Source organism: Pseudonocardia ammonioxydans, assembly GCF_900115005.1.
GTDB lineage: Bacteria > Actinomycetota > Actinomycetes > Mycobacteriales > Pseudonocardiaceae > Pseudonocardia > Pseudonocardia ammonioxydans.
Window position 1 is genome coordinate 1 of record NZ_FOUY01000047.1, and the last position, 12,349, is coordinate 12,349.

The 12,349-nt window shown below is 70.3% G+C and carries 16 protein-coding genes and 1 pseudogene; 14 read left to right on the forward strand and 3 right to left on the reverse strand.

Annotation, left to right across the window (positions count from 1 at the left end):
• Nucleotides 1–702: 702 nt before the first annotated feature.
• The 3 genes from BM093_RS28910 to BM093_RS28915 are packed head-to-tail and all read left to right on the forward strand — an operon-like array spanning nt 703 to nt 1,506.
• Nucleotides 703–918, forward strand: coding sequence for a hypothetical protein (locus tag BM093_RS28910; protein WP_143105564.1), 216 nt, complete (start codon nt 703–705; stop codon nt 916–918).
• Between the two features lie 5 nt (nt 919–923).
• On the forward strand, nt 924–1,286 hold the full coding sequence (locus BM093_RS35430) for a hypothetical protein (RefSeq protein WP_143105565.1): 363 nt from the start codon (nt 924–926) through the stop codon (nt 1,284–1,286).
• A gap of 4 nt (nt 1,287–1,290) precedes the next feature.
• Nucleotides 1,291–1,506 carry a hypothetical protein gene (locus tag BM093_RS28915; protein WP_093353618.1) on the forward strand — a complete coding sequence of 72 codons (216 nt, stop codon included), beginning with the start codon at nt 1,291–1,293 and terminating at the stop codon, nt 1,504–1,506.
• A gap of 232 nt (nt 1,507–1,738) precedes the next feature.
• On the opposite strand, the gene BM093_RS28920 is transcribed toward BM093_RS28915, so the two are convergent.
• The 3 genes from BM093_RS28920 to BM093_RS28930 all read right to left on the reverse strand — a co-directional run bounded on the left by BM093_RS28920 (nt 1,739) and on the right by BM093_RS28930 (nt 3,243).
• Nucleotides 1,739–1,933: a hypothetical protein gene (locus tag BM093_RS28920; RefSeq protein WP_093353622.1), complete on the reverse strand. Its 195-nt coding sequence runs from the start codon at nt 1,931–1,933 to the stop codon at nt 1,739–1,741.
• A 93-nt stretch (nt 1,934–2,026) separates the two neighbouring features.
• The gene (locus BM093_RS28925) at nt 2,027–2,527 is read right to left on the reverse strand and encodes a hypothetical protein (RefSeq protein WP_093353627.1); all 501 of its coding nucleotides are present in this window, start codon (nt 2,525–2,527) and stop codon (nt 2,027–2,029) included.
• The gene (locus BM093_RS28930; RefSeq protein ID WP_093353631.1) at nt 2,524–3,243 is read right to left on the reverse strand and encodes a hypothetical protein; all 720 of its coding nucleotides are present in this window, start codon (nt 3,241–3,243) and stop codon (nt 2,524–2,526) included. The genes BM093_RS28925 and BM093_RS28930 overlap by 4 nt, the downstream gene beginning before the upstream one ends.
• 456 nt (nt 3,244–3,699) lie before the next feature.
• Here BM093_RS28930 and BM093_RS28935 point away from each other — a divergent pair, with 456 nt between their 5' ends.
• The 11 genes and pseudogenes from BM093_RS28935 (at nt 3,700) to BM093_RS28990 (ending at nt 12,232) form a co-directional block, all read left to right on the forward strand.
• The gene (locus tag BM093_RS28935) at nt 3,700–4,206 is read left to right on the forward strand and encodes a hypothetical protein (RefSeq protein WP_093353635.1); all 507 of its coding nucleotides are present in this window, start codon (nt 3,700–3,702) and stop codon (nt 4,204–4,206) included.
• Between the two features lie 140 nt (nt 4,207–4,346).
• A complete protein-coding gene (locus tag BM093_RS28940; RefSeq protein ID WP_245773865.1) occupies nt 4,347–6,164 on the forward strand; it encodes a DNA cytosine methyltransferase in 1,818 nt (605 codons plus the stop codon).
• Between the two features lie 299 nt (nt 6,165–6,463).
• Nucleotides 6,464–6,955 carry a hypothetical protein gene (locus tag BM093_RS28945; protein ID WP_093353639.1) on the forward strand — a complete coding sequence of 164 codons (492 nt, stop codon included), beginning with the start codon at nt 6,464–6,466 and terminating at the stop codon, nt 6,953–6,955.
• A 624-nt stretch (nt 6,956–7,579) separates the two neighbouring features.
• Nucleotides 7,580–7,894, forward strand: a complete 315-nt coding sequence (locus tag BM093_RS28950) for a hypothetical protein (protein WP_143105566.1) — start codon at nt 7,580–7,582, stop codon at nt 7,892–7,894.
• A gap of 34 nt (nt 7,895–7,928) precedes the next feature.
• Nucleotides 7,929–8,261: a hypothetical protein gene (locus tag BM093_RS28955; RefSeq protein ID WP_093353648.1), complete on the forward strand. Its 333-nt coding sequence runs from the start codon at nt 7,929–7,931 to the stop codon at nt 8,259–8,261.
• 25 nt (nt 8,262–8,286) lie between these two features.
• On the forward strand, nt 8,287–8,937 hold the full coding sequence (locus BM093_RS28960) for an Rv3235 family protein (RefSeq protein WP_093353652.1): 651 nt from the start codon (nt 8,287–8,289) through the stop codon (nt 8,935–8,937).
• Nucleotides 8,938–8,982: 45 nt separating this feature from the next.
• Nucleotides 8,983–9,291, forward strand: a complete 309-nt coding sequence (locus BM093_RS28965; RefSeq protein WP_093353656.1) for a hypothetical protein — start codon at nt 8,983–8,985, stop codon at nt 9,289–9,291.
• 83 nt (nt 9,292–9,374) lie between these two features.
• Nucleotides 9,375–9,941 (forward strand): hypothetical protein, encoded by a 567-nt coding sequence (locus BM093_RS28970; protein ID WP_093353661.1) that lies wholly within the window; start codon nt 9,375–9,377, stop codon nt 9,939–9,941.
• A 97-nt stretch (nt 9,942–10,038) separates the two neighbouring features.
• Nucleotides 10,039–10,257: a hypothetical protein gene (locus BM093_RS28975; RefSeq protein WP_093353665.1), complete on the forward strand. Its 219-nt coding sequence runs from the start codon at nt 10,039–10,041 to the stop codon at nt 10,255–10,257.
• A 197-nt stretch (nt 10,258–10,454) separates the two neighbouring features.
• Nucleotides 10,455–11,329: pseudogene (locus BM093_RS28985) on the forward strand (bifunctional DNA primase/polymerase).
• A 183-nt stretch (nt 11,330–11,512) separates the two neighbouring features.
• Entirely contained in the window at nt 11,513–12,232 is a 720-nt protein-coding gene (locus tag BM093_RS28990; protein WP_143105567.1) for a hypothetical protein, read from the forward strand.
• Nucleotides 12,233–12,349 lie beyond the last annotated feature (117 nt).

The window sequence follows — 12,349 nt, forward strand, 5'->3', positions numbered from 1 at the left end:
CAATCACTCGTCTACCAGGGGCTCTTCTACTTTCCGGGCCCGCCACGCCGGGCACGACCAGCCGCATGATCACCAGGTTGGAAAGGGTTCACTGCCGACCTCACGAACCTGGGGTACGGCGATACCGATCTGCCCTACCAGTGGATCAGGCAGCTTCGGATGGTCCAGCACCAGCGATCAGTCACGCCGCTATCAACGCGGCGGGGCGACCGATGCCCAGATACCTCCCAGCACGAAAAGGCACCCATGTCTACAGACGCAGGCTCGCATTCCACTCACACCGACGACCCGCACGAGTCTTACCTTTCTGAGAGCCCGGCTGCCCTCCCGCTCATACAGCGGCCGGAGACGAACTGGCTCTGTGCACTCCTGGCCACCGTTCTGACACTAGGGATGAGCGTCCACGTCGTCGTCGGCAACGCCGGGTCGGGGCTGGCGGACATGGCGCCTGAGCGCCTTGCCGGGGGCCTGCTGCTTATCGTCGGCCTCTGGGGGGCATACGAGGTCCTCGACGCTGCCGTGCAATGGGGAATGGAGCGGTTCACGATTGCTCGACCTCGCCCCGGCTCTGCACCACAGAACACGGGATGTCGGGGGAATCTGGTAGATCCCACTGAAACCCGCAGCTAGTTGGCTAGTACGTGATCGTCGGCCTCGGACAGGAGCTACCCGCAAATGATGGATCGATCTGCACAGAGCGACGTGACCACAATCCAGCTGACATCGTGCGAGAACAAGCCTGCGACTGCGCTCGTCGAGACGTTGGCGCAAATCCTCGACCCGCTCGCGTTCGAGCCGCTCCCGCAGAGCCCCACCCTCGGCCAGGTCTGGGAGCAGATCTGTCGGCTGGGCACAGCACGCAAGCACGCCGAACGTGCACTACGCGCCGGATACCGGCTCACCGAGGGCCAGGGATGACCGCCGTGGACGTCGTCGAGGCCGAGGTGCGGCTCGCCGCGCTGGTCAGCGCGCACCGCGCCGAGCAAGCGGCTTACCGCAGCGCGCTCGCTGCCGAGAACTCCGCTCAGGTCGCCGCTTGCACGCGACGACTCGAGCAGATCGCTCAAGCCGTGCGGACAGCCGGACGCGTCGACCTCGTTACCGCACTCGTCGAAGAGACCAACGCCGGCGCGGTGCTGCTGACGCTGCTCACCGCAGCGGACGAGGTATCACGAGACCAACTTCCCGCAGCCCTTACTCGTTTCCAAGCCGGCAACGACGCCGTCGACGCCTTGAGCGAGGCGCGACGTCCGCGGGCTGCTCGCCGAGCACGAGCAGCTCCATGACGACATGGCCCTTACCGAGGCGATCTCCACACAGCGGGCCGGGCAGCTCGCCGAGCGCACCGCCGACCGGGACCGCCTCGCCGAGCGACTGGCGGGTCTGACCAGGAGGCTCCCGCCCTGCCCAGCTACGACACCGATCTACGGCTCCGACTGCATCGTCGGGCTCAGCGGGCATACCGGCCTTCACCCCACTATCGGCGGGTGGACCTGGTCGACCTAACAGCTGAGGGCGTCGCCGGCCAGGACCACCGGTAACGTCCCATGACCGCGATACGACGAAGGCTCGTCCCTGGGCATCGGGGACGAGCCTCGCCAATGCAAAGCCCCGGTCGCGTGACCTCTCCGAGGTCAGAGGCTTCCGGGGCTCTTCGCCGACCATGGTAAAGGTCGCCCGCCTCTTATCGTCGATGCTCCGCGAGCAACCCCGGTCGGGCAGTGTTTCCTGCTGCCTTCTATTGGCCGCCGATGTTGATCCGGGTCCCGACTGGGGCCGGCGTGTCGAGGTCTGTCACCGGTTCCCCGTCGAGGAGGAGCACGCCGCGCTCCAAGTGGCCGCGAAGTCGGTCTTGGTCGATGCCAGCGTTCATCGCGCGGCTCCGCACGGTCGGGACCGGGGCGATGTCGTCAGGCTCGGTCTGATCTGCCACTCGTCCAGTGTGCCTTCGAACCGCTTCGACCGGATGAAGGCGTGACCAGCGCCGCCGCCGACGGCGTCGAGCTGCGCGCAGGCGCTGAGGACGTCACTTCGTGCTGAATGTGACCTGGGCGCCGACGAGCCGGCCTTCGGTACGGGCGTGGTCGATCCGCGCGGTGCGATCCTCGGCATGCAGGTCGACACCGGTCGCGACGAGTACGGCCAGCCTCCCGCGTTGAGTGGCGATCTCGGCCCAGCCAGCGGGCGCCGCCGGGCCGATGTCGCCGTCATACCCCAGCATCCCGGCCGTGAGTTCCAGCGTCCCGCTGGCAGCGGTGAACACCGCCGCCCCACCGGAGGCGAAGGGAAGCTCGAGCAGCGCGTCGACGGCGAGCGCGGGAACGAGAGCGAACCCGTCCCCGAGCAGCGCGGCGAGCACCGCGTCGACGATCTCGGCACCGGGGTGCCCGTCACCGGTGAGCACCTGCAGGCGCGGGACCAGCGTGAGCGTGGCGATGGCAGTAGCGCCGCCTCGATCATGAGCGGCGTAGACACCGGGCGTGGCGTCGATCGTCAACAGCGGGTCGGGATCGAGGCCGCCGGTCACCGGCCGGCCGCCGAGGTGAGGGCCTCACAGCGTGCGATCTCGGTGCGTAGCCCCGCCGCGTCGGCCCGGTGTTCGCACGCGCCGTCGCTGTCACTGGCTGCGGCGGCTCGCTCGGCGAGCACGTCATGCAGCTGCGCGCTACGGCGTAGCGGCGTCAACGCCTCGGGCGAGCCGGGCCCGTGCTCGAGGGCGGAGCGCTGGTGAGCGTGCTGCAGGCTGAGCAGCTCAGGTAGGGGCGCGGTCCGTTCCATGACCGACGAAACCGGAGCGGGGCCGATGCTCGGGTCGCTCGGGTCGTGATGGCGCTGTACCCACTCGTCGAGCTCTGCCAGGCGGGCCGCGTAGGCGGAGTCGCGCGCAGCACGATCGGTACTCACGTGGCCCGACGTCGTCTCCACCCAGCTGCCGTGAGCCGCGCACCAGCGCTCGCGGACGTCGTCGACATCAGCACCGATCGCCTCGGCCAGCTCGGACCAGCTGGCGCCGTCGTCACGTTCGACCAGCATCGCCGCCGTGACCACCTCCTGAGCCTTGGCCAGCAGCTCGGCGGCGTCTGCCAGCAGCGCTCCCCGGTAGGCCGGCCCCGGCCGAGGGCCGACCGGGACCAGGTCGCGAGCCCAGTCAGATGCCTCGCGCGCAGACTCGGCCAGCAGCAGATGCCCCAGAGACCGCGAGGTGAACGGGGCGCCGTCCAGCGGCGTGTCCAGATCGGTCATGACTTCGAGCCTGACCGGGTGGGCACCGCCAGGCAATGGGCCACGCCAGGCTGTGGATAACCCAGCTTGGGTCTGAGGGAACCCCTTCGTCGCAGTGCCCGGTGGAAGTGCAAGCCGAATGAGCCGCGGGGCGGCGAAACGCCTAGGTCAGGAGCGCCCCTTGTGCCTGTATCCGCACCTCAGCACAACCACAGACGAGCCGCACAACGAAGACGCGGCACCGCAGCAGGAGGAACGGTGCGTGAGCCCGCACCTCGAGCTCCGCTACCGTGAGACCGAGCCGACACGGCCGAACACGGGCGCTCCAGGCGACCCGGGCTGCCGGCCGGTCGGCGGGGTCGGTGGCTGTTTGCCGACGTCCTCGGCACGTCCGAGGGTGGACCCTGCGGGGTTCGGCCACCGACCCCACCCCGCCGCGCCGCAGCCCACATCCGACCGTCGCTTCCGGAGACGCCCGTGCCGACCCCCAACCGCATCGACGTCGACGGCCGCCCGCACCTCAACCGTGCCGAGATCGCCGACCGCACCGGCATCAGCGCCAAGACCCAGCGCAACCTCTACGTCGAGCGCGACACGAACGGCCACCCCGAGGCGCACCTGCAGGGCCGCGAGGCCTTCTTCGACGAGCAGCGCGTCATCGAGTGGTACACCGCCTGGGCCGAGCACAAGCAGGCCAACCGACGGCCGCCCCAGGACGACGCGGGCGACGCGGACGAGCTGCTCGACGTCCCCGCCGCCACCCGGTTTCTCGGCTACGCCAGCCAGTCCACGATCCGGGGCTACCTCGCCCGCAACGACGGCTACTTCCCCGAAGCCGACGACTGCGAGGACCTGCCCTCCGGGCGCGTCCGGCGCCGCTGGAAGCGCAGCACGCTGCGCGCGTTCGCAGCACGGGCCGCCCGCCCCGGGGACGCGGTAACCGGCCGGTCCCGGCGCTCACGCCACCGCGCACACCCGTCGTAGCAGCGCACCCCTTCTCACCAGGGAAAATGCGCAAATCTGTATTGCCAACCATCCATAAACGCTGTAAAGTAGGACATGTTGGGAGGGACGGCAAACCCGCCCGACACCGCAGCCGAAACACCTGGAAATGGGGGACACCCATGCGCTTGATCAACCGTGTCCGCGCGTCGGACATGTTCAGCTGGACCGACCTGTTCTGCGGCGCAGGAGGGTCGTCGTCGGGCATCGAGAGCGTGCCGGGCAACACCGTCCAGATGGCCTGCAACCACTGGGCTCTGGCGATCGAGACGCACAACCACAACATGCCGCACGTCGACCACGACGTGGCCGACATCGCCGAGATCGACCCCGCCCGGTACCCGTCCACCGACGGGCTGTGGGCCTCGCCGTCGTGCACGTTCTGGTCACAGGCGCGCGGCGAGCGCCAGGACTTCGCCGAGACGACCGAGCCGACCCTGTTCGACCTCGCGACCACCGAGGACATCGAGGACGAGCCCCCGCTGGCCGACGAGGCACGCGAACGGTCCCGCGCACTGATGCACGACGTGCCCCGCTTCGCCGAACACCACCGCTACAAAACGGTCGTCGTGGAGAATGTGCTGCCGCTGCTGAAGTGGGCCTACTTCCCGAAGTGGATCGCCCGGATGAGGGCGCAGGGCTACCGCCACGAGGTCCTCACGCTCAACAGCGCGTTCGCCCACCAGCTCGGCGCACCCGCCCCGCAGCTGCGCGACCGGGTCTACGTGGTCTTCTGGCAGGAGCGCTACCGGCGCCCGGATTTCGAGCGCTGGACCCGCCCCCGCGCTTGGTGCCCGACCTGCGGCGAGGTCGTGACCGCGATGCGGGCCCCGAAGAACCCGAGCAAGCCGCACGGCGCCTACAGCCAGCAGTACGTGTTCCGCTGCCCGCACGTGTCCTGCCGTAACGACATCGTCCAGCCCTACGTGCTCCCGGCCGCCGCCGCGATCGACCTGGCCAACCCCGGCCAGCGCATCGGTGACCGGGCGCGGCCGCTCAAGCCGAAGACCTACGCGCGTATCGAGGCAGGCCTGCGCCGCCACTCCGGGGCCATCGTGCTGGAGGCCGCCGGAAACACCTTCGAACGCCGCCCCGGCGTGCGGACCTGGCCGGTCGAGGACCCGCTGCGCACCATGCACACCACCCCGTCGAAGGCGATCGCGCAGGCCCCTCTGATGCGCACGCACGGCGCTGCGGGACTCCAGCAGATCGCCGAGCACCAGGCCGCTAACGCGCTCGACGGTCTGGTCATCCCGGTCGAGGGCCGCGAGGGCAAGGCCGCGCAGCCGCTCAGCCGGCCGATGCGCGTGCAGACCGCGCGCAACGAGAACGGGCTGCTCGTGCCGTGCGGCGGCACCTGGAACACCGACGCCCGCCCGGTCGATGAGCCGATGCGCACCCGCACGACCCGCGACGCCGAAGCCGTGGTGGTCGTCCCGCTGCGCAACAACAACCGCGCCAAGACCGTGCACGACCCGCTCGACACGTTCGCCGCGAACGGCAACCACCACGGCCTGGCCATGCTGATGCGCAACAACACCGGCGGCGCCGAGATGTGCACGCCGGTCGACGAGCCCGCGCGCACGCTGACCACCGCCGGGCACCAGTCGCTGGTCTCCTGGGACCCGGACGTGCTCTACGCCTACGACACCGGATCCCTGCGCGGCGTGAACCGGCCGATGCCCACCCAGACCGCCGTCGAAGGCGACGCCGTGATGCAGACCGACATCCGGGTCGAGGACTGCCGATTCCGGATGCTCATGGCCGACGAGGTCAAGCTCGGCATGGCCTTCGCGCCCGGATACGTCCTGCTGGGGACCAGCTCGCGCGACAACGTGAAGATGTGCGGCAACGCGGTCACCCCGCCGGTCTCCCGCGACATCATCGCCTGTGTCGTCGAGGCCGTGACCGGCGCCAGCATCAGCGAACCAGCGCCCTGATAGGCAGGCCACGCGCTTGAGCCTCGACGTCGCCCGTCGGACCGACGGGCGACGTCGAGGGGCAGTCAGCGCCGCGAGTCCAGGTGATGGCCGGTGGCCTGCCCCGCAGGGCGACGCCCGCAGGCGCCCGGCATGAGGCCACCGGCCATCCGCGTCACGGCCCGCGAACCGAAGGCCCGAAGGCGCCCGAAGCGCCGCGACACCCACCGAGCCTAGAACCCCGGCGGGGCCGGCCGCCGCCGAGCAGACGGATACGACCAGGCCCTCACTCATCGACACGTCACCCCAGGAGGACCGTCATGACCGCCACCACCCGTGAGCTGCTCGCCGCCACCGCCGGCGAGTGGAGGTTGACCGGGATCGTCAAGGCCGACACCGCATGCCAGTGCTGTACCCGCCGGGTCCGGGCCCGCGCGTTCCACGTCACCCACCCCGAGTGCGGCGAGCTGGAGCTGGGGCGGCGATGCGCGGTCCGGGCGACCGGGTGGAAGCAGCTCGAGCGCGGTGCCCGGATCGCGGCGCGGGTCGCCGAGGTGAAGCGCCGTCAGGAGGTCGTCGGGGCGGCGTTCCCTGCCCTGGCCGAGGCGTACCAGGCCGAGGAGGAGCGGGGCCGCCAGGAGCAGGCGGCCGGGTTCGAGCCGCGCTACCCGGGTCACGACGTCCAGGGCCGCCGGTTCTACCTGTTCCAGCTCGCGACGACCGAGGACTTCCTCTGGCACGACGAGGCCGCCGAGGAATGGCGGGCGTTCGTGGTCGAGCGGCAAGCCGCGTTCGGGACCACCGCCCACTGAGCCGCCTCGCCCCACCCCATCGTCGGCACGAGCGCACAAGCCGCCCAGCCATTCGTAAACTGCACGGGCCGCTGCGCTCCCCGGCTGCCGCGCGATCACTGCGCGAGCTGGCTGCATCTCCTGTAGGGCCGAGACGCGCGGCGACGTGAGAATCCACCCGAGCCCTGCAGCGCCTCCCGGCTTGGCGTCGTGGTGGGCGTCGTGCCGGTCGGTCCCGGGTGAGGGTCTCTCCTTGCGTCGGCAGCAGGACGGTGCACGAGAACCTGCTCCGCTCAACAGGCCCTCCGCTGGCGCTCCGGCCGCTCCGCAAGCTCCGCGGTCGCTATCGCGAGCCTGACCGCTCCACAGAACCTCGTGCAGGTCGCCGTCCTGCCGACGCAAGGAGAGACCCCCACCCTCAGCGGGGACCGGCCTGCCCGACGCCCGAGCTGCTCTTCGGCCCTGCCGGGCCGCCCCCTCCCGGGGGGCCAGGGCGCTGCCCTGGACCCGGCCTCGCTGCGGAGAGTCCCCGAACCCAAACCCGCAGGTCAAACCCATAATCGACCCCGAAACCTCTTGCCGGCATCCCGAATCCGCTGTAAACTCTAAAGTATCAGAGAGCAGATAAAAGCGAAGGGGAACACCATGACGGACGCGATGACCAAGGCGCAGACCAGGCAGGCCGAGCGGGACTTCACCGCGGCGTGGATGCGCGCCGAGGAGAACGCCGACGAGCAGACCTCCACCTACCTGCGGTCCGAGATGCGCCGCACCGCACGGCGACTGGTCGAGCTGGCCGGTGCCGGGAACGTCGACGGGGTCGACCCGGCGCAGGTGCGCGCCGAGTTCCGCGCCTACGTGGACGGGCTCGGTCGTCCCACCCCGCCGAATGTGGATGTGGCGACCCTGGCCATCGAGGGGCGTCGCATCACCCTGCAGGTGGCCCGCCTGGAGGCCTGACCCGCACGACCCCACGAGAACCAGGGAGTACGCCATGGACACCTTCGCTCGCATCGAGTCGCCCCCTGCCACCTCTGTCCTGCTCGCCGCGCTGCTGCGCCTCATGCGCGGCATCGACGGTCGCGGTGGACACGGCGTCGTCGCCGGAATGTTCATGAGCGCCGACGAGCTGCGGGGGGCGTTCCGCGCGGTCCGCCCGCACCTCGAGTTCGGTGACCGCCACCGCGCCGAGCTCGCCGCCGCCGAGGCCTTGACCCCGGGCTACCGCGCCTTCGGCGAGGCCGGAGCGCGAGCCACCGCGCGGGCCGAGGGCTGCCGATTCGTCGCCACCGTCCTGGACGCCGTCACCGACCTCAGCAATCGCTGAACGCCACCACGCCGGAAGGGGAGCAATGAGCAGCGAGCGCGTCACTCAGGCGGAGCGCAGCAACTACACGCTGGCACGGACCTTCGTCAGTGAATTGCCGTCAGGGCCGATCACCGTGCGCCTCATGCAGCGGCTCGACCCGCTGGCGGACGACCGGATCGGGGTGGCCGAGGCCGAGACCTGCCAACACTGCGGCGGCGACCTGAGGCTCCCGCCGGAGGTGACGATCCTCGGGACCCCGCCCGAGCACCACATCGAACCGGACGAGCCGCCCACAGAGGATGTTCATCTCGACCCGCAGCTGCCCCGAATCGCCCGCCACGCGATGGAGATCGCCGTCCAGGTCCTCGCTGCCGAGCGCCCCGCAACTCACCTGATGCGCGTGGCCGAAGGCAGCGTCGCCCGCTACCTCCAGGTGCTGTCACAGCGTCTGCGTGACGGCCGCGCCCGCCGAGCCACCGCACGACTGCTCAGCTGTCACGTCAGCCAGCCCCACGAGGGAGCTGCGGAACTCGCGGGAACCGTCAAGGTCAGCGGGGGAGCGGTGCTCGCGTTCGCCGCCCGCATGGAGCTGCACAAGACCGGATGGCGGATGGAGCAGATCCGGGTTCCCGAGCCGACCCGCGGCGTCGCCCAGCGGGCCTTGTCCAGCAGTCGCGAGCGCTGTAAAATATAAACTAATAATGACGGACGCGAGGAGTTGAAGGATGAGGGTGCTGTCATGAGTGACGACCTGGACTACCTGATGCAGCTGGTCGCGCGGTACGACGAGGTCCGCGCCGAGCTGCTCGACCACCCCAGTTACGAGGCAGGCTGTGCGCCAGATCGTCTGTTGCACGCTCGCGACGATTCAGCGATCGAGGTGGCCGACGCGGTGGAACGACTGCTGCCGCGACTTGCTCCGATAGGCGCCACGTCCGTGGCTCACGCTGTGGCCTGGTTCCGGCAGGAGTCGGAGCGGATGCGCGACCTGGACGATGTCGACAACCGCAGCGCCGCCATCGCGATCCTGCGGCACGTGACGCTGTAAAAACTAACCCGGACGGCGCGGTGCGGTGTCATGGCTGCACCGCGCCCGCCCGGTCGGCGACCGGGCAGGTCGAAGGAGGATGGATGAACAACGTGCACTGGGCCCCGGCTACCGGCGGGATCCGGACCCTGGGCCGCGGCGAGGCGATCGAGGCCCTCCGTCCGGCAGACGGACTTGGCCCCGACGAGGCGGTCGTGGTGATCGGCGACAACAACGACATCGCTGTGCATGGCACGAAGGACGAGCTGCGGGCAATGCTCACGCGGTTGCAAGGTCAAGTCGAGCAGCTCGCCCCCACAGTCGACTTGCCTGGAGGACGGGTCGAATACTTCGAAGAGGGCTGGGATGAGGTGTGGGGTGGCCGCTTTGATGCGACCTGTCCGTGCGGCAACGCGGCGTGCTCGAGTGGGTTCTACTTCGCCGACCGCGATGGCTCCGCCTATAGCTTCGATGACCCGCCCCAGGGTTGGCAGGGCCACCAGACGATGGGATGCCCGGACTGCGGCCGGTTCTACCGGCAGGTCGAGCACGACGAGCGCGGCTACCCGGTCGCCGGCTGTCAGCCGGTGGATCACCGCATCGACATCGCCTACGCGAGAACGTGCATGCATGAGACGGAAAAAACGCAGGTCAGTGCGGGTGAAGGGTAGCGGAAGTACGACATTACGCTGTAAAATCTAATTTGTTGGGCGCGTACGGCAGGCGCGTGCGACGACACCGCGAACCGAACGACCGAAGGAGCCGGAGATGACCAGCACGCCCTACCTCACCCAGCCGGGCGGCCTGTCCGCGATCAGCGAGGCGATCCGCGGGGTCCTGCATGCGCCGGGCCGCGACCCGCTCGGCAGCAGCCAGGTACACGCCATGGAGTCCACGCCCTGCGAGGGGGCCGATGACCTGTGTGGCGCCCCGGCAGGGCAGCTGTGCGAGCCGTGGTGCCCCTCCTGGGCCGCCGACCCGGAGTGATCGACCACGCCCCGGGGCCCGCCGCGCGGCGGGCCCCGGGGTCGGGCCCGACAGCAGAAGGAGCGGAGATGACGAACGAGACGCAGCCCGCACCGGCGACCGGTGAGCTGGACACGTTCGGGGAGCGGGGACAGCGGGCGTTGGAGGCCGCGGCGGCAGGGCTGTATGTGTTCCCGCTGCACCCGGGCACGAAGAACATGCCTGCGGTGAAGGACTGGGAGAACGAGGCCACCCGTGACCCGGAGAAGATCATGCAGTGGTGGGCGAGCGGCCCTACAACTTGGCCATCGCGACCCGCCCCTCACGGCTCGTGGTCGTCGACCTCGACCCGCTGAAGCCCGGGGCGCCGGAGCTGGCCGAGCCGTATGAGGGGTGCAAGCACGGTCTGCAGGTGTTTCAGCGGATGGCCGACGCGGCCGGGGAGAAGTTCCCGCTGGACACCTACCGGGTTCAGAGTCCCTCGAATGGGGTCCATCTCTACTTCCGTGCGCCGGATGACGTCGAGCTGCGTAACTCGCAGGGCAGCCTCGCGCCGCTGCTCGACGTCCGAGCGGGGGGTGGCTACATCGTTGCCGCGACCTCCCGGCGCAGTGACGGGGTCTACCGGGCGCAGAACAGTCGACCGATCGCGCCGTTGCCGCGCTGGCTGCTCGACGCCATGCGCGCCGCGCGCCCCGCACCGCAGCCGGAGCCGATCCCGTCGCCGCGCGCAGCTCCCGCGTCGGCGACGCGGGGCAAGCGCGTTCAGGCCTACGTCGACCGGATCGTCGAGGACGAGCTGGACAAGCTGAAGACGGTGCCGAAGGGCGTGGGCAGGCGGCACAAGGCGCGGCGCGACGCCGCGCTGAAGGTGGGCAACCTCGTGGGCGGCGAACACCTCACACGGGCCGACGCTCTCGCCCGACTGCTCGAGGTGGCGCTCACCCACGTCGGCACGACCACGGACGCTGCCGGTCGGGTCCGCAGCATCACGACCGCTCAGGAAGTCACGACCACCATCGAGAACGGGCTCGACTACGGCATGAAGCGCCCTCGTGTCGTCACCGAGGCCGAGCTGCAGGACCGACGATGAGCACCCCCGCCGACCCGATGCCTGCCCGGCCGCACGCCGGTGGGCATCGGTCGGCCGGCTGGAGCGTGCGGCCCCGGACGCAGTGGGAGCCGGTCCGGGCCGGCCGCGCGGGTCGGGCCCGGTGTCGTGCGGGGCGGCCTGCGCCGGCGAGGAGGAGTGATGAGGCGGCCTAGGATCGTGCTGGTGTCACCCGCACGACAGGCCGGCCCCCGCACACCCGACCGCTTCGAGCGCGACGGGCGCGTGTTCGTCACGCGCGCCGCGCTCTGCGAGGAGTTCGGGATCGGCGACTCGACCGCGCGGACCTGGTGGCGGGGTCGGGACACGAACGACCATCCCGAGCCGATCCATCGGGAAGGCCGCCGCCAGTGGTGGGACCTGGAGGCGATGCGCGCGTTCGTCGACACCGTCCGGAACGCTGCCGCGCGGCGCGAGCAGCCACCCGCGACGATCGAGCACGAGGGGCGCACCCTGATCAACCGGCCCGGGATGGCCGAGCGCTACCACCTGGACGCGCAATGGCTCGCCGTGCTGTACCACCAGCGAGCCGACAACCAGCATCCCGAGCCGGTGCGGCGCTTCGAGCGGTTCCTCTACTTCGACCTCGAGGAGACCGACGCGTGGAACGACGAGCGCGAGGCAGCCAAGCGCCGCTCGCTGACACCGGTGGACTACACCGGCGAGCCCGACGAGCTCGTCGACATCACCGAGGCGACCCGCGTGCTCGGCTACCGCAACGAGTCGACGATCCGCAGTTTCCTGTCGCGCAACCGCGACTACTTCCCGGCACCTGAGCAGACCGATGCCGACGGTCGGGCCCTCTGGCCTCGCCGCGCGTTGTGGGAGTTCGCCGACCGGCGGAGCCGCCCGGGCCGAGCGGGTCACGCCAGAACCGGTGAGTGAGCGGGCCGCACCAGGGTCGCCCCGTGGTTCGGAACTGCACGGGTCGCTGCGCTCCCCGGCTGCCGCGTGATCACTGCGCTGGCGCTCCGTGATCACTTGCCACTGACCCCCGCTGGG